At 71.7% G+C, this 25431-nt stretch carries 21 protein-coding genes; 4 read left to right on the top strand and 17 right to left on the bottom strand.

Annotated elements, in window-relative coordinates; all coding sequences use genetic code 11:
- Positions 1 to 8: 8 nt before the first annotated feature.
- Positions 9 to 749, top strand: coding sequence for a DUF6879 family protein (locus ACPT94_RS30025; protein ID WP_425247262.1), 741 nt, complete (start codon positions 9 to 11; stop codon positions 747 to 749).
- A complete protein-coding gene (locus ACPT94_RS30030; protein WP_425247263.1) occupies positions 746 to 1063 on the top strand; it encodes a hypothetical protein in 318 nt (105 codons plus the stop codon). The genes ACPT94_RS30025 and ACPT94_RS30030 overlap by 4 nt, the downstream gene beginning before the upstream one ends.
- A gap of 126 nt (positions 1064 to 1189) precedes the next feature.
- Here the strand turns inward: ACPT94_RS30030 and aspS are convergent, their stop codons facing one another.
- From aspS to ACPT94_RS30075, 9 genes are all read right to left on the bottom strand, one after another.
- On the bottom strand, positions 1190 to 2500 hold the full coding sequence (aspS, locus tag ACPT94_RS30035; RefSeq protein ID WP_425247264.1) for an aspartate--tRNA(Asn) ligase: 1311 nt from the start codon (positions 2498 to 2500) through the stop codon (positions 1190 to 1192).
- Between the two features lie 333 nt (positions 2501 to 2833).
- The gene (locus tag ACPT94_RS30040; protein ID WP_425247265.1) at positions 2834 to 3427 is read right to left on the bottom strand and encodes a VOC family protein; all 594 of its coding nucleotides are present in this window, start codon (positions 3425 to 3427) and stop codon (positions 2834 to 2836) included.
- Between the two features lie 220 nt (positions 3428 to 3647).
- On the bottom strand, positions 3648 to 4130 hold the full coding sequence (locus ACPT94_RS30045; protein ID WP_360351655.1) for a DUF2267 domain-containing protein: 483 nt from the start codon (positions 4128 to 4130) through the stop codon (positions 3648 to 3650).
- Positions 4131 to 4371: 241 nt separating this feature from the next.
- Positions 4372 to 4569, bottom strand: a complete 198-nt coding sequence (locus ACPT94_RS30050; RefSeq protein WP_360335360.1) for a DUF6059 family protein — start codon at positions 4567 to 4569, stop codon at positions 4372 to 4374.
- Between the two features lie 40 nt (positions 4570 to 4609).
- A complete protein-coding gene (locus tag ACPT94_RS30055; RefSeq protein ID WP_360335362.1) occupies positions 4610 to 5497 on the bottom strand; it encodes a prephenate dehydrogenase/arogenate dehydrogenase family protein in 888 nt (295 codons plus the stop codon).
- Between the two features lie 72 nt (positions 5498 to 5569).
- The gene (locus ACPT94_RS30060) at positions 5570 to 6370 is read right to left on the bottom strand and encodes a TIGR03084 family metal-binding protein (protein ID WP_360335364.1); all 801 of its coding nucleotides are present in this window, start codon (positions 6368 to 6370) and stop codon (positions 5570 to 5572) included.
- Positions 6371 to 6506: 136 nt separating this feature from the next.
- Entirely contained in the window at positions 6507 to 7553 is a 1047-nt protein-coding gene (locus ACPT94_RS30065) for a carboxymuconolactone decarboxylase family protein (RefSeq protein WP_360335366.1), read from the bottom strand.
- Between the two features lie 99 nt (positions 7554 to 7652).
- Positions 7653 to 9326, bottom strand: a complete 1674-nt coding sequence (locus ACPT94_RS30070; RefSeq protein WP_360335368.1) for an FAD-dependent oxidoreductase — start codon at positions 9324 to 9326, stop codon at positions 7653 to 7655.
- A complete protein-coding gene (locus ACPT94_RS30075; RefSeq protein ID WP_360335369.1) occupies positions 9323 to 9910 on the bottom strand; it encodes a DUF5987 family protein in 588 nt (195 codons plus the stop codon). Before ACPT94_RS30075 ends, ACPT94_RS30070 begins: the two co-directional genes overlap by 4 nt.
- A 283-nt stretch (positions 9911 to 10193) precedes the next feature.
- Here ACPT94_RS30075 and ACPT94_RS30080 point away from each other — a divergent pair, with 283 nt between their 5' ends.
- Complete coding sequence (locus ACPT94_RS30080; RefSeq protein WP_425247266.1) at positions 10194 to 11267, top strand: ParB/RepB/Spo0J family partition protein; 1074 nt, start codon at positions 10194 to 10196, stop codon at positions 11265 to 11267.
- A 41-nt stretch (positions 11268 to 11308) separates the two neighbouring features.
- Positions 11309 to 12079 carry a helix-turn-helix domain-containing protein gene (locus ACPT94_RS30085; RefSeq protein ID WP_360335373.1) on the top strand — a complete coding sequence of 257 codons (771 nt, stop codon included), beginning with the start codon at positions 11309 to 11311 and terminating at the stop codon, positions 12077 to 12079.
- A gap of 89 nt (positions 12080 to 12168) precedes the next feature.
- Here ACPT94_RS30085 and ACPT94_RS30090 read toward each other — a convergent pair whose 3' ends face one another.
- The 8 genes from ACPT94_RS30090 to ACPT94_RS30125 form a co-directional block, all read right to left on the bottom strand.
- Positions 12169 to 13515, bottom strand: coding sequence for a cytochrome P450 (locus ACPT94_RS30090; protein ID WP_425247267.1), 1347 nt, complete (start codon positions 13513 to 13515; stop codon positions 12169 to 12171).
- A 1-nt stretch (position 13516) separates the two neighbouring features.
- The gene (locus tag ACPT94_RS30095; RefSeq protein ID WP_425247268.1) at positions 13517 to 14056 is read right to left on the bottom strand and encodes a flavin reductase family protein; all 540 of its coding nucleotides are present in this window, start codon (positions 14054 to 14056) and stop codon (positions 13517 to 13519) included.
- Positions 14053 to 14511: an acyl-CoA thioesterase gene (locus ACPT94_RS30100; RefSeq protein ID WP_360335379.1), complete on the bottom strand. Its 459-nt coding sequence runs from the start codon at positions 14509 to 14511 to the stop codon at positions 14053 to 14055. The genes ACPT94_RS30095 and ACPT94_RS30100 overlap by 4 nt, the downstream gene beginning before the upstream one ends.
- 2 nt (positions 14512 to 14513) lie before the next feature.
- A complete protein-coding gene (locus ACPT94_RS30105; RefSeq protein WP_425247269.1) occupies positions 14514 to 20429 on the bottom strand; it encodes a type I polyketide synthase in 5916 nt (1971 codons plus the stop codon).
- On the bottom strand, positions 20426 to 21457 hold the full coding sequence (locus ACPT94_RS30110) for an enediyne biosynthesis protein (protein ID WP_425247270.1): 1032 nt from the start codon (positions 21455 to 21457) through the stop codon (positions 20426 to 20428). The genes ACPT94_RS30105 and ACPT94_RS30110 overlap by 4 nt, the downstream gene beginning before the upstream one ends.
- A gap of 2 nt (positions 21458 to 21459) precedes the next feature.
- Positions 21460 to 23310, bottom strand: coding sequence for a CRTAC1 family protein (locus ACPT94_RS30115; RefSeq protein ID WP_425247288.1), 1851 nt, complete (start codon positions 23308 to 23310; stop codon positions 21460 to 21462).
- Positions 23311 to 23366: 56 nt separating this feature from the next.
- Positions 23367 to 24353 carry a DUF1702 family protein gene (locus ACPT94_RS30120; protein ID WP_425247271.1) on the bottom strand — a complete coding sequence of 329 codons (987 nt, stop codon included), beginning with the start codon at positions 24351 to 24353 and terminating at the stop codon, positions 23367 to 23369.
- Between the two features lie 79 nt (positions 24354 to 24432).
- On the bottom strand, positions 24433 to 25422 hold the full coding sequence (locus ACPT94_RS30125) for a DUF1702 family protein (protein WP_425247272.1): 990 nt from the start codon (positions 25420 to 25422) through the stop codon (positions 24433 to 24435).
- Between the last annotated feature and the right edge of the window lie 9 nt (positions 25423 to 25431).

A 25431-nucleotide genomic window follows, 5' to 3' on the forward strand; every position in this document is an offset into this window, starting at 1 on the left:
AGGGTGACGTGACGCTCAGGTTCCTCGGCACGACCAGTGACGACGGCGACTGCCCCACTCTGTACGAGATCGAAGGCACGGACGAGATCCTCGTCCAGGGAGAGCGCGAGAGCGACCCGGAGCACCTCACCGAGTTGCGGGACGTCAAGGAGTCGGAGACGTTCGTGCGGGTTCCGCGCAGTCTGCTGACCCGTTACGCGCCCAGGGGCGACGCCCCGCAACTCCAGCCGTTCGCCTCGATCTCCGAGCTCTTCCACGATTTCAAGCACACCGCATGGCGCTTGGAGACGCGCCGCGGTTACGCCTCCGACCGCAACAGTCCCAAGTGGGCCCGGTTCCTCGTCGGCGAGGACATTGCCGGCGACCCGGACAACACCTGGCGTGAGAACGTCCGGGCGCAGACGGCGCAGGGCAAGCGGTTCGAGCGCGTCCGAGTGGTCGACGAACCGCCCACTCAGGGACAGGCATTCCTCCTTGCCAGCGCCCCCAGCAACGTCGCCGCAGGCGAGGACATTCGCAACCTGACCCGCGCCCAGGCGCAGCATTTGCGCTTGCCCGACTACGACTTCTGGCTCTTCGACTCCACGGTCATGGCCCGCTTCGCCTTCGACGACGATGACACCACCCTGGGCGTGTACGTCACTGAGGACCCGGCCGAAGTCCTCGCCGCCTGCCAAGCCCGGGACGCTGCCTGGCACCATGCGGTCCGTACCGAAGAGTTCGCCAGGCAGGTACGTTCCACCGTGTGAGCACGGTGGGGCGTCCGATGACCGTCATCGCCGCCGAGACGCGCACCGGCCGCTCCCTCGTCACCGACGCCGAGTTCGACACGCTCGCGGCCTTCTGCGCCGACGAGTACGGCCTGGAACGCTGCGTCGCCGACCGGGTCATCGACCAGGCGCTCGCCCATCGTTCGGAGAACCCAGGTGTGGCTGGGAGGGTGGCGGCCGTGCGTTCCGGATGGTCCCGGTCGTACGTGATCTCGACACGCTCCGGGGCGGTGGAGATGCGCTTGGGGCGTTGCCGGGGCGGACTTCGCGTTCGATGCCCTCGGTATCGGTGAACCGGAAGACCCAGGCGCCGACGGTTCGTACGACTCGCACCGCGAGCGCGAGCGACGGCCGCTGCTGAGGCCGTGGCCCACGACCCGAGGTGCTCGCTCGTGTCGTGGGACGCGGCCTGCGACCGGCTACGGCGTGAGCCGGTTGGGGCCGCGGAACAGGAAGGTGGCCTCACGGATCGAGTCCAGGCCGAGCATGACCATCAGGACGCGGCCGAGGCCCATGCCGAGGCCGCCGTGCGGTGGGCAGCCGTACCGGAAGGCGTTCAGGTAGTCCTGCATGGGCTCGGGGCGCAGGCCCTTCTCGGCGGCCTGGTGCAGCAGCACGCCGTAGCGGTGCTCGCGCTGCGCGCCGGTGGTGACCTCCAGGCCCTTCCACAGCAGGTCGAAGCTCAGGGTCACGCTCGGGTCGTCGGCCGGCCGCATGTGGTAGAAGGGCCGGATGCCGACCGGGTAGTGCGTGACGAACACGAACTCGTGCCCGGTGGCTTCCCTGATGTGGGCCGAGATGCTCCGCTCGCCCTCCGGGTCCAGGTCTTCCTTGACCCCGGCGGGGTCCCAGCCGCCCTTGCGGAGGATCTCGTGCGCCTCCGCCATGGTGATGCGGGGGAAGGGCGTCGTGGGGACGGTGACCTGGACGCCGAAGTGTTCGGCGATCGCCTCGCCGTGGACTTCGGCGACCTGGGCGATCGCGTGGGCGAGCATCCGCTCCTCGAACGCCATCACGTCCTCGACGCCGTCGATCCAGGCCAGCTCCACGTCGACGCCCGTGAACTCGGTGGCGTGCCGGGAGGTGAACGACGGCTCGGCGCGGAAGACCGGCCCGATCTCGAAGACCTTGTCGATGCCGGCCGCGATCGCCATCTGCTTGAAGAACTGCGGCGACTGCGCCAGATAGGCGCTGCGGTCGAAGTAGCCGAGCTTGAAGACCTCCGCGCCGGACTCCGAGGCGGTGCCCATGAGCTTGGGGGTGTGCATCTCGGTGGCGCCCTGCGCGTAGGCGTACTCGCGCAAGCTCTGTTCCAGGGTGGTCTGCACGGCGAACATCAGCTGGGCGGCGGGACGGCGGCGCACGTCGAGGAAGCGCCAGTCCATCCGCTGCTCCACGCCGGTGTGCTCGTCGATCGGCAGCGGCGTGGCGGCCAGGTTCAGGATCTCGACCGTCTCCGGGACGATCTCGAGGCCGCCGAGCTTGACCTGGGCGGCGTCGACGACACGGCCGGTGATCCGGACGGCGGACTCGGGAGTGAGGGCTTGGAGCTGAGCCTCCAGCGGCCCGGCGTCGCGCCTGTGGGTCACCTGGACCATGCCGGTGTTGTCCCGCACGACGACGAACTGCATCTTGCTCTGCAGGCGGAGGGTGTTGACCCATCCGCGGACGGAAACGGTACGGCCGACGTGTTCTCGCAGGTCGGAGACGCGTACGCGGCTGTGGATCATTGAGGTCCTCCAAGGACATCGTCATGATCCCTTGGGAGTGCGGGCGAGAAGGGCGACTCGCGGTACCACCGCACTTTCGCCGCCACCGAGCGGCGGCCTCGTTCGGGCCCGGTGACGGGGGCCGGCCGGCGGGGCATGGGGCCACCGGGCGGGGCCGTTCCTCCCCGCGCTCAGGAGGGTCTTCACCTCGGGACGCGAGACCGCCTTCCCAGCTTCCGGCGGCTCTCTCGGCTCGCGTGATCCGTGGCTACTCGTCTCCGTCGACGCGTTGCCCACAGGTTACGGAGGGTGCGTCGGCGGTCGCAATCGAGATGGGGCGGGGGCATCCAGAGGTCAGCAGGTGACGTGGAACTCGTTGCCGCCGGCGTCGAGGAACTCGCCGGGTTGCCCGTCGCGACGGGTGACCTCCAGGCGCAGCCTGTTCCGCCCCGCCTTCGGCGCCGCAGGCGGCCCCATCACCAGTGAGACCGTGCTGGTGGGCGTCCGGCGCAGCCGGACGCCCCAGTGGTGGGACTCGACCGCCTGCCAGTCGGCGTGGGACTGCCAGAAGGCCCACTGCGCGTCGCGGTCCTCCTCGGCGACGTCGAGGCAGATCGCGACGAGGCCGGAGTCGGCGAGCACGCCGGGGTGCCCGGGACGCAGCACGCAGAACTCGTTGCCCTCCGGATCGGCCAGCACGTCCCACGGGACGTCCCCCTGGCCGATGTCGACCCGCGTCGCACCGAGTGTGAGCAGGCGCGCCACCTCGGCCTCCCAGCGCGGCCCTCCGGCCAGATCGAGGTGGAGTCGGTTCTTGTGCGCCGCCTTCGGCTTCGCGGCCGGCACGAACCGCAGCCGCAGGCCGCCCGTCCGGCCCCGCGTCGCGTCCAGCCAGAAGCGGTCCATGCGCGCGACGTCCGACGCGTCGATCACGATCCCGGTCAGCATCCGGTTCCCCCAACCCGTCGAATCCGCCGTCTGCTCATTGTCGCCGCCGCTGTCAACGTCAGTCGGACGCGGTGAACTCGCTCCCCCCTGGCTCTCCCCGGCCAAGTCGGCTGCCTTCCCTGTGCGTTCGGCAGACGGACGGACCCCGGCAGCCTCTCCCCTCCCCCACCGCCGCCGGCGGATTGCCGTACGGCGGCGGGGTGGCGGCCGTATCGGCGGGTCAGGTGCGCGGGGTCAGTTCCGCCCTGCCGAACAACAGGGCGTACCCCGGCGGAAGCTGGGTCAGAATGCGGTCGACGAGGTCCTCGCCGGTCAGCTTCGGCAGGACGCTCAGGACCGAGCTGACGTCCCAGCGTGCCGTGGCGGAGGTGGCGCCCTCGATGCGGGCGGCGACCGTGTCGACGAACTCCGGTGCCGACTGGGGGCGGGTCGCCGGGATCTGGGACGCGATCAGTTCGGCCGCCTCCCTCGGGAGCGCGCGGGCCAGGGCCACGCGCTCGTCGCCGGTGACATGGCCACCGAGCGCGGACAGGACGATGCGGGTGACGCGTTCGGCCTCCGCGGTGGTCGGGTACTGGCCCGCCTCCCGCACCGACGTGATCAGTTCGGTCCAGCCGTCGTCATGGGGCGCCCGCCTCCGCCGCGGGCCGGGGATCACGGTCCTGGCCGGGTGGGGGGTGGTCGTCGTCGCGGTCGTCGTCATCCTTCGGGCTCCTCCTCAAGGTGCGGTGGGGTCCGGTCGCGTCCGGTGCGCCTGGGCGGCGGACGGGCGGACAAGGGGGGGCGGGGGGGGGGGGGGCCCGGCGGCGGGCGGGCGCCGGCCCGGGCGGTCCCCCCCCCCCCCCCCCGCCGCCCGGGGGGGGGGGGGCGCCCGGCCCCCCCCGGGGCCCCCGGCCCCCCCCCGGGGGGGCCGCGGGGCGCCGCGGTGGGGCCGGGCGGGGCGCTCAGCCCGCCAGCTGCCGGTCGAGGGCGTGCTCGACCGCTGTCAGCGGGCGCTCGGGGCACAGACGTTCGGGGTGCAGGGGGGCGGGGCCGGTCAGGGGCGGCGGGATGTCGCGCAACGGAGCGGGCACACCGATGAGCAGCCAGCCGAAGGCGGACAGAGCTTCGTAGGCGGGGCGCAGGAAGGCAGGGTGCGGCACGGTCGGGCATCCTTCGTTCGGCATCAGGTCGCAGCGACCGTCACATCCGGTCGCCGGGGCGGGCATCCTCGGCCGTGCGGTGCTCGTCCGCGGCCTCCACAGCGGCACGTCCCCGCTCCCCCAGCTCCAGCAGCAGGGCGAGTTCGACGGGCACGGTGTCCTCTCCTCGGTGGAGCATCCGTGCGGCGGCGGCCAGCGCGCCGGCCGTCCTGTCGAGCTGGTCGGCGACCGGGCCCGCGTTGTGCGCCAGCAGGTCGCTGCCGGCCTGGGGACCGGCGCCGACAGCCCGTACGGCGGCGGCCAGCTCGTCTCCGGCGAGCGGCAGCAGCTCGGGCTCGAGGTCGAGGAGCCCGCCGGCGAGGACGGCCGCCACCACGTACGGCAGGTGGCTGACGGCGGCCATCGCCCGGTCGTGCGCGTGCGGGGTCATGTCGCGGCGGACCGCGCCGCACAGGGCGACGAGTTCGGCGGCCGTCGCCAGCGCCCACCGGGGGGTGGTCTCGTAGGGGCACAGGATCCAGGGCCGGCCGGCGAACCGGGCGGCGGACCGGCCCCTCGCGCCGCGGGCCGGCAGCGGATGACCGGGGACGTAGCCCTTGAGGTCGCATCCGCGCAGTTCCGCCTCGGCGGCGACGATGTCCTTCGTTCCGGCGGTGTCGGTGTACACGTGGCCCAGGCCCCTGGCCTGGGCGGCGTGCAGGACGTCGACGACGGCGGAGGGCGGCGTGGCGACGACGACGATGTCGGCGGGCGGACGGGTGGGGGTCCAGGGGGTGCCCGCGCCGAGCCGCTGCGCCTCCGCGGCCGCGTGCGGGTCCTGGTCGACGAGGGCCACCTCGACACCGGCGCCGGTGAGGGCCAGGGCGATCGAGGTGCCCGTCACGCCGCAGCCGATGACGACTGCGGTGCGCAGGAAGGCGGGTGCCATGACAACTCCTCGGCGGCTGCGGGCGAGACGGGTTGGGGGGAAGGGGACGCTGGGCGGTGGCAGCCGTCTGGCTCAGTGGCGGTGGGCGAACTGGCCCGGCTTGCGGCCCTCGCCGGCCGGGCCGCGGAACGCCTGGGCGATGTCGAGCCAGCGCTCGGCCTCTTCTCCCACGGCGGTCAGGGCCAGGTCGGCGCGGTGCCGACGGCGGGTGACCAGGAGGCAGAAGTCCTCGGCCGGGCCGGTGATCCTGTCGGCGGCGTCCTCGGGGCCGAAGGCCCAGATCTCACCCGTCGGTGCGGTCACCTCGATGCGGAACGGCTGGGCGGGCGGCGTCAGACCGCGCGAGAGGTAGCCGAAGTCCCGGGTGAGGAAGGCGAAGAAGACCAGGTGGCGCAGGCGCCCGGTCGCCTCGCGGCGCACGCCGAGCGCGTCGGCGATGTCCTGCCCGTGACCGAAGACCTCCATGATTCCCGCGGAGGCGAGCACGGCGGGCGGCAGCGGGTTGACCAGCCACGGCACCACGTCGCCGTCCGGGACGGCGGCGAGCGCGTCGACGGAGGCCCTGCCCGACGCACGGAAGCGGGCCAGCAACTGGTCCGGCGGGAACTGGTTGAACCGGCGCAGCGCGGCGTCGACGGCCCCGTCGAAGTCGTGGGCGGCACCGGCGGCGATCTTCGCGAAGGCCTCGGGGTCGGAGGCGGCCGTGCCGGCCAGGTGGAAGATGAAGGTCAGGTGGGCGATCTGGTCGGCGATGCTCCAGCCGGGCGCGGGGGTCGGCGTGTTCCACGCGGCCTCGTCGAGGGCCTCGACGAGGCGGGCGGTCTCCTCGATGTCGGTCGCCAGGTCCTTCAGAACGTCGTTCAGGGTGCTCATGTCGTGTCTCCTTGGCCGGGTCGGGTCGCGGGTCGGTCGCGGTGGTCGCTTGCGTGAGGTGGCTGAGCAGGTCGGTCACGTGGGTCGGACGCGCAGGCTGGTCGAGCGGGCGGTTCTCGAGGAGGGCGCGCGGCGGTCAGCCGGCGGTGGGTGCGGTGGAGCGGGGGCCGGGGAGGGCGAAGCGGCCGGCGGCACGCACGGCGGCGGTGAGGGACGCCCATGCGGCGAGTTCGACGAGTTCGCGGTCGCCGGGCCGGTCCGCGCGGAACGCGGTCACGTCCCCGTCGGTGATCTGGTGCGGGGAGAGCGCGACGAGCAGGGACAGCCGGGCGGCGGAGCGCTGTTCGGGAGCGAGCGGGGCGATGAGGGGTTCGATCCAGGCCCGGCTCGCACCGGGCGGGGTGCCGTCGCTGACGGCGAGCTCGGCGTGCAGCAGGTCGCGCACGGGCTCGGGGACCCAGCGCTCGGCGGCGGCGTCGACACAGGCGACGGCGCGGGCCAGGGCGCCGGAGACGGCCGGGTCGGGGCCGGCCCAGGCGAGCGCGGCGGGCAGCGGTGCGGCGGGGAGCAGGCCGAGGGCGGCTCCGGCGGTGACCCTGACGCCGGTGTCCGGGCGCATGGCCCGGGCGACCATCCGCAGCGCCGGTCCGCGCCCGGCTCTGGGCGCCGCGCCGGGGACGGGCGAATCGGGCAGGAACAGCCGGACCATCCGGTTGAGGTAGTGGAAGGTGACGGCGGTGCCGAGCAGTTCCGGGGTGTGACCGGCGGCGAAGGGCGCCGGCCGCTGCGGGCCGTGTGCGGCGGTGAGGGTGCGGGCCCAGTCGGTGAGTGCCGCCAGGCCGCCGGTGTCCGGGTCGGCCAGGGTCCGCAGCTTGGCCTGGTGGACCTCCACGCAGTACGTGCAGTCGTTGGCCTGGGACACGCCGGTTGCGACGGCCTCCTTGGCCGCTCGGCCGGCCCGGCCCTCGACGAGGAGGGTCTCGCGCAGCAGGAGCCAGCATGCGGCGAGCACCTCGGGAGCCGGGGAGTGCAGCGCCAGCGGGGGCGCGACGAGCCCGAACTCGCGGTCGGCCTGGCCGTAGACGTCGGCCACCAGGCCGCTCGCCTCGTGGCGTGGGACGGCGGTGACGTGCCGGATCTGTCCGAGGGAGCCCCTCAGCATGGTTCTCACGAGCGGTCGCACCGCTGCCTCCTGGGGTCACGGGCCGGTTGCGTGAAGCAACCCACCGGGGAAGGGAAAGTCCTGTGAAGCAACTGACTGGCCGGCGAGGAGCGCCGTCGGTCATACGCCGGCCGGTTGCCTGGCCCCGCTGCGCAGCAACGGCAGGACGGCGTCGCGGCCGCTCTTGTAGCCCGTCGGGGCCGGTGCTCCGTAGGTGACCGCCACTCCCCTGCGCTGGGCGGCCGCCACGATGTGCGGGACCGCGCGCTCGGCGAGCGCGGCGATGGTCATCGCCGGGTTGACGGTGAGCGCCCCGGGGACCGCGGACGCGTCGGTGACGAAGATGCCGGAGTGGCCACGCAGTTCGTTGGTGTCGTCCAGAGCCGAGGTGTGCGGGTCGTCGCCCATCCGGCAGGAGGCGAGGGGGTGCACGGTGTAGGCGCCGACCAGATCGTTGGTCCACGGCATCACCTTGGCGAGGCCGTCCTTCTCCAGGATCTCCTTCACGTCGGCGTCGGACTGGTTCCAGCCGTGCCAGGTGTTCTTCGTGGGCCGGTAGGAGAGCGTGCCGCGGCCGAGCATCTGCTGGGAGATGCGGTGCGCGTTGCCGGTCGCCGGCGGCGGTCCGAAGACTCCCTCGTTGTCGTCCTCGGTCATGGAGAAGATGGTCAGCCAGGACTTCCAGTTCTTGAGGATCTCCTTCTTCTCCCTGCCGAACCAGGTCGGCCCGGTGGCGTCGGGAACCTGGGCGAGGATGGTGCCCAGACCCGGCGGGAAGTACAGCTGCTCCAGCGAGTAGCGGGAGTACTCGGGCAGCGAGCCGTCCAGCTTGTCCCAGCTGGCCACGGTCGGCCCTCTGCCGATCGCGTTGGCGCCGTAGGGCAGCGGGCTGTCGCCGCGGGACAGGCCGAGGATCTCGGCGACCTTGTCCTCGTTGAGGACGGCCGTGTTGAGCCGTTCGCCGTTGCCGGAGAAGTAGCGGCCGACCGCGTGCGGCATCGACCCGAGGTGGGCCTCGCTGCGCTGGAGGATGACGGGCGTGGCCGCGGCGCCGGCCGCCATCACGACGATCTTGGCCTCGATCACGCCGGAGCCGTTCTGCAGCCGGTAGTCCTCGTCGTGGACGACGTTGTAGTGGACCCGGTAGTCGCCCTGCGCGGTCCGCGTCAGGTGCTGCACCTCGTGCAGGGGACGGATCTGCGCCCCGTGGGCGATCGCGGCCGGCAGGTAGTTGACGGTGAGCGACTGCTTCGCCTCGAACCGGCAGCCGGCCATCATGAAGTTGCAGTTGGTGCACCTGGAGTTGTCGATGGCCACGGCGAGCGGGTTGGCGGTGCGTCCGGCGTGGTGGCAGGCCGCCGCCCACAGCCCTCCGGCGTAGCTGACGTCCTTCCACTCCTGTCTGCTCACCGAGAGCGACTCCTCGATCCGGTCGTACCAGGGGTCGAGGGTGGCGCGGCTGACGGACGCGGGCCACATGCGGCGGCCGATGCTGCCCTGGCGGTCGAAGACGAAACGGGGGGCGCGCGGCATGGCCGCGAAGTAGACGACGCTGCCGCCGCCGACGCAGTTGCCGCCCAGCACGCTCATGCCGTCGCCGACCACGAAGTCGAAGACCCGCGTGTAGGAGGAGCCCAGCTTGTAGTCGTGCTCGAAGTCGGTGCTGCGCAGCCACGGACCGCGCTCCAGGACGGTGACCTTCGCACCGCCGGCGGCGAGGTGGTAGGCGGCGATGGCGCCGCCGAAGCCGCTGCCGATGACCAGGACGTCGGTCTTCTCGATCGCGTTGCTCATGCCGGGCTCCCGGTCGTGGTGGTGTCGGGGTGGAGGTCTGCCAGCGGGCGGCCGTAGCCGAAGTCCTTGAACCGCCACAGGCCGTCGGCGTCGGGCGCGGTGATGCCCATCGCCGCGAGGCCGGGGTGGCCTTCCGCGATGGCCTGCGCGGTGTGCAGGTGGGCGGCGGAGTCGAAGGCCATGTTGCAGAAGAGGGAGAGCAGGACCCAGAAGTCCTTCTCCGGATGGCCCGGGGTGGTCAGCTTCTGGATCAGGCGCACCCGGTCGTCGTAGTCGAGGGCCACGAAGGGCGGCACCGTGTCGTCCAGGCGCAGTCCGGCCTCGGCGGCATGGATCCTGGCGTGGTCGTTGACGAGAGCGGCCAGCTCCTCCAGGCCGTCGGCGATGCCGGTGGCGTCCCACCGCAGGAGGTCCAGGGCGCCGGCGGCGACCGCTCCGCCTCCGGTGCCGACCCCGGCTATCGCGCGGTCGCCGGGTCGGCGCTTCTCTCCGGGAACGATGGTGTCCGCATAGGCCTCGAGGGTGAGGGTCGCCTCGTCTGAGGTTTCGACCCTGCGCTCGGGAATTCTTGCCGATGCCTGCAAAGCGTCCTCCCGGTCTCGGTTGGTGGGGATTGGCCTGGGGTGCCGTCAGAAACGTAGAGCTGCCAAGTCTTTTCAAACAACCAACCCCCCGGGCGTTCGCCGAACGGTGGGTTGCATGAAAGGACTAGGCAGAGTCGAAGCGTCGCCGGTGCAGTCGAACAAAAAAACCGGTCGATCGCTTAGTGTTCTTGCCGACGTATTCCTCTTCCGTGCGCCACCGGCCTCGGCCCGGTAATGAAGAGGCACACCGGAACAACTCGTACCGGTTCAGGGGGGTGTCAAGTTGGAAGGCGCGGACAAGCGTCTGGCTCTGCCGACGAGCTTCACCCAACGGGTCCGCATCGAAGAGCTGCTTCCGGCCGATTCCCCGCGCCTGAACGGCGTCGACCCGGCCCATGTGCAGCGTCTCGCCGACGTCCTCACCTCACTGCCGCCGATACTCGTCCACCGGTCGACCATGCGGATCGTCGACGGTTCCCACCGGGTGGCCGCCGCCGCCCTGAAGGGGCAGGACTCCGTCGAGGTGCACTATTTCGACGGACCGGAGAAGGACGCGTTCCTGCGTTCGGTGTCCGCGAACATCGCTCACGGCCTGCCGCTCTCGGTCTCGGACCGCAAGGCCGCCGCCGAGCGCATCCTGCGCTCCCACGCGGACCTCTCGGACCGGGCCATCGGTATGCACACCGGCCTGGACCCCAAGACCGTCGCGGCCGTGCGGCGCAGTTCAACCGTGGAGGCTCAGCAGTCGAACACACGCATGGGCAGCGACGGCAGGGACCATCCGCTGGACCGCACCCTGGAACGCATCCATGCCGCGCAGCTCATGGCCAGCCACCCGGGCCTGCCACTGCGGGCCGTCGCCGAGCAGAGCGGTCTTTCCCTGGGCACCGCCCACGACGTGCGCAAGCGCCTGGAGCGCGGTGAGGCTCCGGTGCCGAACCGGCGCCGCGGCGGCGCGGCGGGGAAGCAGGCGACGGAAGCCGGCGCCTCCCCCGCCCCCACGGGCCCGGAGTCCTCGGCGCCGGTTGCCGCGCGACCGGGCGGCAGGCCGCCCGCCGGCGGCGGACGCAGCCGCACGCCCCTGGAGACATTGCGCAAACTCGCCGGCGACCCGTCGCTGCGCCAGTCCGAGTCGGGCCGCCACTTCCTGCGATGGCTGCACACCCACTTCGTGGTGGACGAGGCATGGCGGCACCAGGCGGGCGCCGTACCCCCGCACTGCACGGCCACCGTGGCCGACCTGGCGCTGCAGTGCTCGGACACCTGGCGCAGGTTCGCCGAGGACCTGGCCAGTCGCCGGCTGACCGACATGGGGCCCACCGGCGCCGTTCGGACCGCGCCGGCGACCCGGAACTGACGGGCCTTTGGCATCGCCATTCTCGACGACAGGGAGAAACGGTGACCTCCACCACCATCGAGCGCGCAGTCCACCGAGTGATCGACGATATGCAGGCCAATCTGGGCCAGGATCTCACCATCGACGACATGGCACGTATCGCGATGTTCAGCAAGTTCCACTTCACCCGGGTTTTCCGGGACGTGACGGGAACCTCACCCGGGCGTTTTCTCTCCGCGCTCCGGCTGCAGGAGGCGAAACGCCTCCTGGTCGACACCACATTCAGCGTCGCCGATATAAGCAGCCAGGTCGGATACAGCAGCGTGGGAACGTTCAGTTCTCGCTTCAAGGCCTGTGTGGGTGTTTCTCCGAGCGTATTCAGAGAACTCGGCGGATTCACCTCCGCCATCGAGGCCGGTGCGGACCTCGACGACGACTGTCCGAGCGGCGCCCTGCGCGGACACGTCACTCTGTCCGACGGCCGCTCCCCCGGCCACTGCTTCGTCGGCCTCTTCCCCACGCCGGTGCCCCAGGGACAGCCGGTGCGCTGCGCGGTCCTGGACGGACCCGGCCCCTTCGAGCTGCGCGACATCCCGGCGGGCACCTGGTACGTGCTCGTCCACTCGGTGCCCTACGGCAGTGAGGACCTTCCCTCGGGCACGGGCGACGAGGACACCGTCTCCGTCGGCCGCTACGGACCGGTCACCGCGCACGCCGACACGCTGCTGTTGCCCGCCGAGATCGTGCTGCGCCCGGTCGGCGCGTTGGACCCGCCGGTGCTGATGGCTCTGCTCGACCTGCGCGCCAACGCGATGGAACACGCCGTCGGCTGACGGTGAGGGTGTCCCACCGGCAAAGGGGGCGGGCCGCGGTCTTCACCGCGGCCCGCCCCCTTTGCCGGTGCGTCGCATCCCGCCCGGCGTCATGCCCGGCTGACCGTCATCGGCAGCCCACCCCGCATCCGCAGCGACATCATCGGCTCCGGCACGCCCTGGTGTCCCGGTACGACGTCCAGGTCGAGGTCCCGGGTGACCAGCGCGGTGACGAAGACGGCCTCCATCATCCCGAGGCCGCTGCCGATGCAGAACCGGGGTCCGGCGCCGAAGGGGATGTAGGCGTAGCGGGGGCGGTTGGCGGCCCGCGGCGGGTCGAAGCGTCCCGGGTCGAACCGTTCGGGGTCCTCCCACAGGTCGGGGTGGCGGTGCAGGGTGTAGGGGCAGACCAGCACGTCGGCCTTGGCGGGGACCGTGAAGCCGCCCACCTCGTCGGTCTGCTGCGCGATGCGCGGCAGGATCCACACCGGCGGGTACAGACGCATGGCCTCCTGTACGACCTGGGTGGTGTACGTCAGTTTGTGCAGGTCGTCGGCGTCCGGGAGGCGGCCGTCGGCGAGGACGGCGCGGGCCTCCTCGCGCAGCAGGTCGCGGACGTGCGGGTGGCGTGCGAGCAGGAACAACGTCCAGCCCAGTGTGCTGGCCGTCGTCTCGTGCCCGGCCAGGAGCAGGGTGACGAGTTCCTCCCGCAGACGCCGGCGGCCGACGGCGGGATCGTCGTGCCGCCGCGCCGCCAGGATCATCCGGGCGAACGCGTCGTCGGCGGGTCGGGTGTCGTCCAGCCGGGCGCTGCGTTCGGCCACCAGCTCGTCGACGATCCGGGTCAGTTCCCTGCGGGCTCTGCGGAACCGCCGCTGGGTGCCGAACGGCGCCCAGGTCGGCACCAGTCCCTGCGTCACCATGTCGAACATCGCCTGGTCCTGGACTGCCTCGAAGGCGTGGGCGATGCCGCCGTGCCCGTCCAGGGCCGTGTCCATGAGGCTGCGGCCCAGTACCCCGAGGGTCAGTCCGGTGACCTGCGTGAGCACGTCGACGGGCCCCTGTCCGGCGCGGGCGCCCAGCAGATCGACCAGCGCTGCGGCCTCCTGGGCCACGGCCGACGCCTGCTCGGTGATGCGCCGGGGCTTGAACGCGGGCTGGACGTTGGCGCGTTGGGCGCGCCACAGCTCGCCCTCGCTGGTGAGCAGCCCGTCCCCGAGGACCTTGCGGGACTCCACCAGGCCGATGCCCTTGTGGTAGTTGGCGGCGTTGTCGGCCAGCACGTGCTTGGCGTAGTCGGGCCGGTTGAAGATGTACATCTTCTTCGGTCCCATGGAGACACGCACCGCGTCGGACAACTCGGCCGCGTCTCGCATCATGCCGAGCCGGTCGACCGCCAGTTTGCGCAGCAGACCGGGCAGGGCCCACACCGGGGGGCCGGGTGGATGCACGTTCATGTCACACCTCCGGTGCGCGGTCGGCGAACTGCCGGAAGCGGCCCCGGTGGAAGACCAGCGGCTCGTGCTCCGGCGCCTCGTCGAGGGCGAGTACGCGGCCCAGGAAGACCGCATGGTCACCACCGTCGTACGTACGCCACTTCTCGCATTCGAAATGGGCCGCCGCCCCCGCGATCAGCGGAGCGTCGCCGCTGCGGCCCGGCAGCCAGTCGACGGCGTCGAACTGCCGGGCGCCGGCGGGCCGCGAGCTGCTGGCGAAGTACCGGGCCACGTCCTCCTGGCCGGCGGCCAGCACCGACACCGCGAAGGTGCCGGCCTCGGCGAGGCTGCGGTACATGCCCGCGTCCCTTCCGACGCAGAGCAGGACGAGCGCCGGGTCGAGGGAGACGGAGGTGAAGGAGTTGGCGGTCATGCCCCGCGGGGAGGCGCCGCCGGCCGTGACCACCGTGACCCCGGTGGCGAACGACCCGAAGGCCCGCCGCAGCCGCGTGACGTCGCCCGCCGGGGCGGGCGACGGCGGCGCGGCGGTCAGGGTGCTCATGCGGTCCGTCCCGTCAGGGAGGTGGATCGCACGGAGTACGGCTCCAGCGCGCGGACCAGGGCCTCGGGGATGAGCGAGGGCACCGTGTTGGTGTTCGGTCCGCGCATGCAGGCGATCCGCTGGCGGCCGCGGGCCACCAGGACGTCGGCGCCGTCGGTGACCTTGACGTACTCGAAGGTGAACTCCAGCTGTGTCTGGCCGAGTTCGGACAGGCGCATCCGAATGGACAGCTCGTCGAAGGCGGTGATCTCGGCGAAGAACTCGCAGTCCACTTTCAGGGTGAACAGTTTGAGGTCGTCCTGCACCTCGGCCAGCACTTCCGGCGCCTTGCGCTGCAGGAACAGCTCCCGGCAGCGTCCCTGCCACCGGAGGTAGTTGACGTAGTAGACGTTGCCTACGAGGTTGGTCTCCTCGAAACCGACGGTGTGCCGGTACTCGAAGTAGTCTTCCGCCATGTCTAGGGCCGCCCTTCGGTTCGGTCCGTGTCGTGCACGAGGAAGGCGAAGACCGCGGGCTCCAGGGCGTCGCGCAGCGCGGTGACGAAGGTGGCGATGCGGATGCCGCCGGCGGCGAACTCCACCCACGCCTCCTTGCGCCGGGGCAGCACGGTCAGCGGTGCCCCCGCCATGATCCCGGCCTTCTGCAGGCACTCGACGGCGCTCCACACCCGCGTGGCGGCGGTGTCGGGCGCCTCGCCCGTCTCCTTGGCGACCAGCTGCGCCACGGGGGTGTGCTCGCCGAGCAGTCCCCGCCATTCGGTGTCCGAGCGCATGCTGACCGCTTCGATGTCGCAGGCGACCTCGGCGCGGGAGACGGCGCTCAGGGTCACCCCGAGCCCGTGGGCCGCGGACATCGACAGGTGCCGGTCCGTTTCGAGTTCCGGGCGGCCGTCGGGGCGGTGGCTGACCGTCACCGGTGTGCCCAGCGCACGGGCCGCCGCGTCCTCGGTGAAGCCACGGCGCTGCGTCACCGATCCGGCGGGCTGTCCGCCGTGCGGCTCGACGGCGACCGCGATGCGGGTGTCCAGGACGTCCTCCAGGGTGCGCTCCAGGTAGGGGCCCAGCAGGGGGGCGACCCAGGGACCGGACCCGTCGGTCTTGCGTACGGCGTGCAGGGTCAGTCCGTCCCAGCGCTCGACGACGGTGCCGTCCTCGTCGCGCACGGCGATGTCGTAGACGTACGTGTCGCCGTCACGGCTGCGTTCGACGGCCGTGTACCTCAGCTTCTCCGGCACGTGGTCGCCGGAGCCGAGCGGATGGATCCGCTCCACGCCGGAGGGCAGCAGCGTGGCGTCGGGCACGCAGACCTGGTTGCCGTGCATGAGGGCGTCGCGCATGCCCGGGTCGGCCAGCAGCAGCTGCCCCGGCAGGAAGCCGGCGAACCAGCCTTCGGGGATCCGCCGTACGTCGACGTCGGCGTCGACGTGGCGGGCGGCGGCCCGGTGGAAGCGGCGCAGCCGCTGGAAACGTGCGCCCTGGAACAGCAGCCCGCCGTACAGGTCGGTGGCCGGGTCGAGCGGGACCGCCGAGATGCCGTCGGGCACCTGGACGGGCGGTCCGTCCGGGGCCTGGCCTCGGGAGAAGACGAGCCGGGCCCGGAAGTGCTCGGCCACGAAGCCGGTGTCCTCGGCGTGCACGGTGACGTCGACGGTGTCGCGGCCGGTGACGGTGGCGGCGATGCGGATCCGGGTGCTGCCGTCCGGCGGCACCACGATGGGCCGCAGGAACCTCGCTTGCTCGATGACCGGTGTGCCGCTCCAGCCGGTCGCCGCGCTCGCGACCTGCACCATCGCTTCCATCCCCATGACGGCGGGCAGCAGCAGATTGCCGTCGAGGCGATGGTCGGCCAGGTAGGGGTCGGTTCCCGCGTTCAGTTCCACCTCGGTGACCAGTTCGACACCGTGGTAGCGCACGAGCGGGTTGCTGGTGAACCTCAGCAGCGGCAGCGGCGGCAGGTCGCGGCGAACGGTCTCGATGCCCTCGGTGCGGCCGCTGATCACGGTGACGACGGGCGCGTCCGGGTCGGAGATCAGGCGCAGCAGGATCTCCACTCCCTGGTCGGGTGAGACGGGGGTGATGCCCTCGCGGGAGAGCGATTCGACGACGGAGAGCTTCTCGCCCATGCCGACCCCGGACCACACCGACCACTCCAGGCACCGGGCGCGGAGCTGCGGGTGGGTGCGGGCGACGTCCTCGGTGAGGTCCGCCAGCCATTCGTTGGCGGTGGCGTAGTGGGCTTCGCCGCGCAGCCCGGCCCGGCCGATGATGCTGCCGAAGGAGACCAGCAGCTTCAGGCTGCCGGCCCCCACGGCGTCGAGCACGGTGCGCAGGCCGTCGACCTTGGGGGCGAAGGTGCGGCGGAAGTCCTCCGCGTCCAGCTCGGCCAGGGCGGCCGGCTCGTTGCGCCCCGCTCCGTGCAGGACGCCGGTGACCTTGCCCAGCGTCTTCTCCAGCTCGGCGACGGCCGCCGCGGTCTGCTCGGGGACGGTGACGTCGGCCCGCGCGTAGTGCACGGTGACACCGCTGTCGGCCATCCGCTGGAGGTTCGCTGCGAGTTCGGTGTCGGCGGCGGGGTCCGACCGGCCGAGCACGGCCAGTTTCGCCCCGGTGCGCAGGGCGACGGCCAGGGCGCATTCGGCGGAGATCCCCTTGCCGCCACCGGTCACCAGCAGCACGTCCGTGGCGTCCAGCGGGAAGTCGGTGGACTGCTGCTCGACGGGAAGGGCCCGCAGGGTCGGTACCCGCCGCACCCCCTTCTCGTCGTAGTGGACCTCGGTGAACCGGCTGGTCGCCCGTACCTCGGCCACGACGTGCGCCACCGCGTCCGGGGTCAGTGGGGTGTGGACGATCGTGGTGCGCAGATGCGGAGCCTCCTGGTGCAGCGTCTTGGCCAGGCCCGCCGCGCCGCGGCCGTCCTGCACCAGGACGAACCGCCGCGTCCGGTCCCCCGCCAGGGCGCCCTTGGCTGCGGCGAGAACGCCGTCCAGGTCCTGCCGGGCGCAACCGCGGGGCAGAACCACGAGGACGCCGCCCCCGGTGCCGGCGTTCTCCAGCGCCGTCTTCAGGTCCTGGCAGAACCTCTGGTCGGCGGTGCCGAACAGGTCCCACGCACCGGGGTCCTCCGCGGTGCCGGCCCGGGGCAACGCCACCTCGTCCAGCTCGACGGCGAACGGCCGCGCCCAGGGAGCGGCGCCCGCCACCGTGGGGACGGCCGAGCTGTCGACCGTCGCGACCCCGGTGCTGACCAGGGTGTCGAGGGCCTCGGCGAGTTCGCAGAGGCTGGCGGTGGCGAAGTTGGTCGACAGCTGGGTCGGGGCGATCCCGAGGCGGGCCGCCGCCTGGTTGACGATCTGGCCGACGGTGATGGAGCTGAGGTGCAGGTCGTCCAGGAGCCGGCTGTCCGGGTCCACGAGTTCGGCCGGGAGTTCGGCCCGCTGCGCGACCAGGGCTCGCAGCACTTCCAGGGCCGGCTCCCGGTCCTCCTCGGTCGGTGCCGTCTGCTCGGCGGCGGCCGAGGACCCCTCCTCCAAGGGGGCGGACCGCTCGTCGGCGACGGTGACCGCCGGCGCGGGGACGGAGAGGGAGTTCCGCACCGGTGCCGCGACGTGGCCGGCCGGGGCCGCCGGGCGCGGTGCGGGGGCGGCGGGCGCGGTGGCACGGGGCGCCTGCTCGCAGGGGCTGGCGAAGAAGGAGAACTCCTGTCCGACCGTCAGCGGCCGGATCAGCCGGTCCCTGAAGAGGCGTTCGAGCGCGAGGGGAGCTCCGGCGACGAACGCGGCGCCCGCGACCTGCAGGATGCCGCGCACCGACTCGTCGTCGGTGTCCAGCGCGACGGCCGGCACACCCGTGGCCGCCTGCGCGAGGCCGCTGAGCACCCGCCCCGGGCCGACCTCGACGAACAGGTCGGCGTGCCGGGCCGCTTCGCGTACCGCCTGGGTGAAGCGAACGGGTGCGGTGATCTGACGGCTCAGCAGCGCGGGCAGGTCGGTGTCCCGGTCCAGTTCGGCACCGGTGACGGTGGAGACGACCCTGCCGTGGACCTGTCCGAGGCGCGCGTCGGCGAGCCATGTGCCGAACGACTCGGCCGCCGGGGCCACCAGGGGCGAGTGGAAGGCGTGGGAGACGGAGAGCCGGGTGCAGCCCACTTCGGCCGCGCCGGCCATGCGCTCGACCGCCTGGATCGCCTCGACGGGACCGGCGATCACGGTCTGCTCGGGGCCGTTGTATCCGGCGATCACCACGTCGAGGCCGGCGATGAGCTCCTGCGCCCGCTCGGGAGAGACGTGCAGGGACGCCATCGTGCCCGAGGCGCTGTGCTGGGCCATGGCCCTGCCCCTCACGCGCGCCGCCTCCAGCAGCGTCTGCTCGTCGAGGGCCCCCGCCCAGTGCAGGGCCGAGAGCTCACCGAGGCTGTGGCCGACGGCCACGGTCGCCTCCAGGCGCAGTGCGTCGAGGACACGCAGGCCGGCGGCGGATCCGGTGGTGATGCGCGGCTGGGCGACGTCGGTGGCGACCATGTCGCCGGTGGTCGGCAGGGCCGCCCGGTCGAAGACGTCGGCGGCCTGGGCGAAGCGGCGGCGCAGCGCGCCTCCGCCGGTGCCCTTGCCCGAGCCCTGTCCCGGGAAGAGGAACCCGATCCGGCCCGGTCCGGTGACCTTGCCCAGGAAGCTGCGCGAGTCCGCGGCGGTGTGCGCGCTCTCGCCGTCCTCCAGCAGGCCGGCCAGGTGCCGCAGGCGCCGCTCGGCGTCCTGCGGGGAGGATACGACGACCGCTGCGCGGTGCGACCTGCCCCGCAGTTCGCGCTGGAGGGTGGCGGCCAGGTCCGCGACCTGGCCGTAGGACACGCGGGCGACGAAGTCGGCGACCTCGGTGATCCGCACGCGTAGGTTCCGCGGCGAATCGGCGTCGAGGACGAGCAGTTCGCAGTCCTGCGGGGAGCCGGCCGGCGCGATGGGCCGGCTCACCGGCGGCCGGCGCCGGGTGGCGGGTTCGTCGAGGACGACGTGGGTGTTGATGCCGCCGAAGCCCATGGCGGTGATGCCCGCGCGGCGCGGCGCGTCCTCGGGCCAGGGTTCCGCCTTGCGCAGCGCCCTGAGGTTGGCCCGCTCGTCGGTGAGCAGTTCGTGCGGATCGACGGTGCCGATCGACGGCGGAAGGGTGTGGTTGTCGATGGCCAGGGCGGCCTTGATGAGGCCCGCGACGCCGGCGGCGGCCTTGGTGTGGCCGATCATGCCCTTGATGGAGGTGATGGCGGCCTTGGGCGCGTCCGCGTCGGCGGCGGCGCGTTCCTCGGTGAGCGCGGTCAGTTCGGTGGCGTCACCGACGGCGGTTCCGGTGCCGTGGCCCTCGAACAGCCGGACCGTCTCGATGCCGAAGCCGGCTCGTTCGTAGGCGCGTCGCAGGGCCAGCCGGTAGCCGCTGACCTCGGGGCGGGTGATGCCGCCCTGGCCGTCGGAGGAGACGCCCCAGCCCGCGATGGTGGCGTAGACGCGGTGGCCCGCCGCGAGGGCGTCCTCCTCGCGCATCATGACGATCATTCCGCAGCCCTCGCCCGGCCAGAAGCCGTTGGAGCCACGGTCGTAGAGCCTCATCTCGCCCTTGGCGAGCGCGCCCGTCTTGGCGAAGCCGATGATCTCGAACGGGTCGATCGACAGGTCCACTCCGCCGGCGACGCCGACGTCGATGTCGCCGGACAGCAGCGCGGTGCCGACGGTGGTGACCGACAGCAGGGAGGAGGAGCACGCGCCGTCGACGGTGTACCCGCCGCCGTTGAGGTCGAAGTGGTTGCAGATGCGGCCCGCGATGGTGTTGGCGAGACCGCCGGCGAGCGAGTCCTCGTCGAGGGCGGGGAACGGCTCCTTGTACGCGGTCTCGACGTCGGCGAGGAAGTCCGCGATGCGCGAGTCGTCCCAGCCGTCCTGTCCGGCGAGGGCCGCGGCCATCACCCTGCGTACGTAGGGCCAGCGCAGCCGCATGACGTTGGCGCGGGAGAACTCGCCGGTGAGGGTGTTGCCCACCACCACGCCGGTGCGCTCACGCGGCAGGCCCTCGCCGCCCGGGAAGCCGGCGTCGGCCAGGGCCCGTCCGGCGGTGTCGAGGGCGAGCCAGTGCGTCAGGTCCGTCGAGCGGAAGGTGCTGCCCGCGATCCGGTGGGCGATCCGGTCGAACTCGTAGCCCTCGATGACGGCGGCGTTGCGCGCGTAGAAGGTGTCGGGGTTCGCCGGGTCGGCGTGCCAGTAGTCGTCCAGGTTCATCCGGACGTCGGGCAGGCGGCGGAAGGCGCGCCGCCCGGCGACGGCGTTGTCCCACAGTTCGCCGGGGGAAGTGGCGTCGGGATAGCGGCACGCTATCCCGACGATGGCGATTCTGGTCATGCGGCCACCGGAACCTTCTGCGTCTCGGCCTCGGGTGCGGGCGGGCAGGCGCAGGCTCCGGCCGGGCAGTCGCACGCCGGTGCGGCGTCGCGGTCCACGGCCTGTTCGACCGCGGCCAGCGCCAGGGCCTCCTCGGCGCGCTTCTTGGCCACGATGTCCGCGATCCACAGGAAAGTGCCCCGGATGGCGCAGACGAGGGCGGTGGCGAAGAAGAGGCCGTAGGCCACGCTCATGGCGGTCAGGACGCCGTACATGGTGGCGACTCCGCCGCCGAAGGCGATCTGGCCCCACTTGGAGGACGGGGTCGTGCCGGGGTCCGTGATCATGTAGTTGGTGAAGAGCACGAACGCCACGCCGGTCATCATCGCCAGGGCCGCCGGGATGGAGGTGCCGAACAGCAGACCGCGCACGACGGCCTGGAGGGCGTAGCCGCCGACCCAGGCGAGGATGAGCCACATGCGCTCGGTGAGCTTGGCGTTGAGCATCGTGCCGAGGGTGATGATGATGGCCGGGACGAGCCAGTCGAAGCCGCCGTCGAGGTACTCGGTGAAGTGGTACGGCGGCGCGATGGAGGCCCAGGGGAAGAGCAGCAGGATGACGGCGATGCCGAAGTTCGACGGGTTCATGATGTGCCGCATGCGGCCCTTGACCGGGGCTCTGAGCACCCACTTCGCGCCGACGGCGACGATGACGCCGAAGATCATGACGGAGACGACGTCGTTGACGTAGGAGAGCATGTTCACCGCGAGCGCGGTGATGTGGGCCGGCAGCAGGAACTCCACGAGTCCCTTGAAGCCGTTGCCCCGGTAACGGGGGGTGCGGCCCTCGGCGCGGGCGCCGATCGCCTCCAGGGCGATCTCCAGCGTGTAGGCGGTGGCCAGGGCGATGAACGGCCAGGTCCAGGGCTGCTCGAAGCCGAGCACCGTGTAGCCGAAGATGTTGAGCACGGAGATCGAGATCGCGAATCGTCGCAGCGCGGTGACGACCTTCAGGGTGTGGCGCGGGGTGGCGTTCTGGGTTGCGGACATGGTCACTTCTCCTTGGCCTGGGTGCCGAGCTCGAGGCTGTGCCGGCCGGGCTCGATCCGCAGCTTCTGCTCGTGGACCTCGCCGGCTCGGTCGCGCCAGGTCAGCAGGACGGGCAGCGGGCCCTGAACGCCCTTGCCCAGACCGATGTGCACGTCGGTGCTGCGCTTGCCGGAGTGGCCGCCGCCGCCGTCGAGGCGGGCGACGCGCATGGTGCCGTCGGGCAGTTCGACGCAGACCTCGGCGCCGACGACGGGCGCGCCGTCGGGGTGCGTCAGCGTCAGTTCGAGGGAGGAGCCGGCGTTCTCGCTGACGTTGCGGTAGAAGATCGGCTCGTTCCACTGCCGGGCGACGGCCATGTCGAGACGACCGTCTCCGTCGACGTCGGCGGTGGCGATGCCGCGGGTCGGGACGGGTTCACCGATGCCGAGCTTCTGGGACAGGTTGGCGTACCTGCCGCTCTCGTCGTCCTTGGCGAAGAAACGCATCCGCTGGCTGCCGGCCAGGTCGTCGCCGTGCTCGACGTTGGGCCACCACTGGGGGTTCTTGACCAGGGCGTCGTTGGCGGTGGCGAGTTCCTGCAGCTGCGGCCAGCGGTTCTTCTTGCCCTTGACGAAGCCGAGGGCCTGGGTGATCTCCAGGTTGCCGTCGTTGTCGAAGTCGCCCATCTTCACGTCCCAGCCCCAGCCGGACCAGGCGAGGCCGAGGGAGGAGGACTCGTCCTTGTAGGGGGCTTCGCCCTCCAGGAAGCGGCCCCGCAGTTCGGCTTTGCTGTCGGCCTGGTTGACGAAGGCGAAGTTGGACTCCTGGATGCCGAACGACGTCGTGATGTTGCTGACGAACATGTCGAACAGGCCGTCGTGGTTCAGGTCACCGAAGTCGACGCCCATGCCCTTGAACGAACTGCGGCCGAGTTCCTTGGACTTGGGGACGGTGCCGGTGTGCTCGGCCTTGACCTCGCGGAACTCGATCCGGCCCGGGCGGGAGACGTTGTGCAGCAGGGCCGAGGTGCCGAAGTCGTGGGCGAGGTACACCTCCGGCAGTCGGTCGCCGTCGAGGTCGGTGGCCGAGACGGCGAGCGACCAGCCCTTGTCGATGCCCTGCGGGATGGCGTCGTCGGTCTTCTCGTAGCCGTCCTTCGTCCAGCGGAAGAAGTGGCCGCCGCCGCCGTTCTGGGCGTGCGAGAGGGAGTCGTTCATGGTGACGCCGCCGTCCTTGGAGGGGTCCAGGACGGGGCTGTCGGGGAAGTAGTTGCCGATGTAGATGTCCTCGTGGCCGTCACCGTCGAAGTCGGCGACGGCGGCGGTGTTGGAGTTCCACAGCGGCCCGGTGTACTTCTTGCCGGGCTTTCCGGGCAGCAGCTCGGTGGGCTGGAAGGAGTCCGCGGTCAGCGGCCGGTCCTTGAGGCCCTTGTTGACGTAGATGACCGGGGTGCGGCCCCAGTAGTAGACGAGGAGGTCCATCGAGCCGTCCTCGTTGTAGTCACCGGGCACGCAGCCCATCGGGGCCATGGTCGTGCTGACGCCGAGCGGCGCGGGGTTGAGCGCGAACGGCTCGTAGGCCTTCTGCCGCGTCGGTGCGGGGGTGACCACCGCCTGGTCGATGCGCGGGTCGGTGACGCACAGATCGTTCGGCAGTCCGTCGTGGTCGAGGTCGTTGAGGGCGATGCCCGCACCCACCGAGGAAATCCATGCCTCGATGTGCTTGTAGGCCTTGTTGACCTTACGGACCTCCTGTTTGTCGAACCCGGCCGGCATGGCGATGGACAGGGGCTCGAATGCGAAGTTCTTCGCCAGTTTGTCGACCTCGGCCGCAGACGACTCGGGAAGCCGCACCCCGTAGAAAGTCCCCACCATCAGGGCGAGGGCGACAATTCCCGGGGAATTCCTGCGCACCCATTTCTTCGTGACCGTCACTGGTCGGCACCTTTCCGAAGCAGCGAAAGAGAAGCGAGTTCCGCGGCGATGCCACGCCGCCATGTCTCGTAGGCCGGAGAGGCCCCCTGGCCTGCCGGGTCCGGCCTGAGGTCACGGCACACCCGCGAGGCCTGCTCGGCCGTTGTGCCGCACACGACGCGGGCCGCGAGGTGGGTGTGCTCGATGACGGTGTCCGCCTTGATGCGCGCCTCGACCGCGAACGCGGAGCCCTGGGCGAGCGCCCAGCGGTGCTCGCCGGCTCCTTCGACGAAGCACCGCAGCTCGTCCTCGTCCACCGCACCCGCGTAGGTGCAGGCGAGGCCGGCCCCCGCGTACAGGTCACCGTGGCGGTGTTCGGGGTAGGCGCGGATCAGGTCGGTGACGACCTCGGGGTCGGTTCCTCCGACGAACCACAGCGCGCGGCCGATGCCCTGGTCGATGGCGTTCGCCGTGTAGTGGGGGTGACCGCCGCGCCAGTGGAACGGGTGCTGGACCTCGGGGTGGCGGACGTAGGCGTCGGTCTTGAAGTACGCCTGGTGGAAGCCGTATCCGTCGAGGGCGAGCCAGCGCAGCAGGGGGTCGGTGTCGCGGATGTCGGGCCACAGCGGCTTGGGCAGGCGCGCCATGGCCCAGCCGATTCCGACGTAGATCATGTAGTCGTGGTGCCGGCCCTGGCCGGCCAGCAGGCCGGCCAGGCGGCCGTTGTGGCCGGGAAGCGCGTCGTGGACCACCGCGCCCATGCCGGCGCCCTCGTAGGCGAACCCCCGCATGTCCCGGGGGACGGCTTCGAGCATCTCCTCGGTCTCGGCCGCCGAGGCCGCCTCCATCGCGCAGGCGTAGCCCCGGAGAAACACCTCACCGATTCTCTCCAGCCGCGCTTTGGCTTCTGCGTTCTTTACGTGAAATCCCCGCACCTCCATGGTCGTTTCCGAAACAGGAGGTGTGAACAACCGGCGCCGGAGAACGCCAAACCCAGTGGCCACGGCAGCAACCCGCCCCTCTCAGATCCATGAATTCGCCATCGGATCAAATTGAGCCAGGGTCGTGGATGGTGCGTCTACTTCATACGTGCTCAACAAGCAAATCCGCAGAGAGGCGTTCACGTACATTTCTGCGCCAGAGCTCGTACATGGGCACGCCGGCGCTCTGGAGCGCGAGCGGGGCGGTGTCGTCGGCGAGGCGGGCGGCCGCCTCGGCGGTCAGTCCGGTGAGCGCCTTGAGGGTGGTGGCGGTGTGCTCGGGGACGAACCCGGCGTGGTGGCGGGCCTTGGCCGCGAAGACCGACCCTTGGGCGAGGTGTCCTCGGTCGGAGCGCGCCTCTTGGCACAGCGTGACCAGATTGACGGGAGTGCTCCCGCCGGCGAAGGTCGCCGCGAGTCCGACGCCGCTCCACAGGTCCGGCTGCCGGTCGCCGGCGAACGCGCGGACCGCCGCGGAGACGTGTCCGACGTGGCCTGCGTGGATGAACCACAGGGCGCGCCCGACGCCCTGGTCGAAGGCGTGGCGCCAGTAGGAGGCGTGGCCGTCCCAGTCGTACGGGGTGTCCAGGCGCTGCCGGGTCACCCAGGTGTCGGTGTCGAAGTAGGCGCGGTCGAAGCCGTAGCCGTCGACGCACAGCCAGTTCATCGCCGGGTAGTACTCGGGTCCGGTCAGGTCGGGGACGAGCTTGCGCCACAGGGGGCGCGGCAGCTTGGCCATGGCGAAGCCGATGCCGATGTAGTTCAGGAAGATGTGGGGTTTGCCGCCGCCGGTGAGCAGGTCCCGGGTGCGGTGGCCACGCGGGCCCATGGCATCCCGGATGGCGCAGGCCATCGTGGCGCCCTCGTAGGCGAAGCCCCGGTGTTCGGGGTCGACCAGAGCGAGACGGCGTTCCGTGGTGGCGAGGTCGCGGTCCTCGATGCCCCATTCGAAGCCCGTGACGACGGCTTGGGGTACGGCTTCCAGTTTCCGGGCGCGCTCGCCGGTCTGCACCGGGAAGCCGCGGCCGGAAAAGCTCACTTCCTCCAGGGACGGGGCCATGGCCAGCCTGCGCAGGGCTCCGAGTACGGGCATGGTGTGTGC

Source organism: Streptomyces aurantiaciflavus (assembly GCF_049808595.1).
GTDB lineage: Bacteria > Actinomycetota > Actinomycetes > Streptomycetales > Streptomycetaceae > Streptomyces.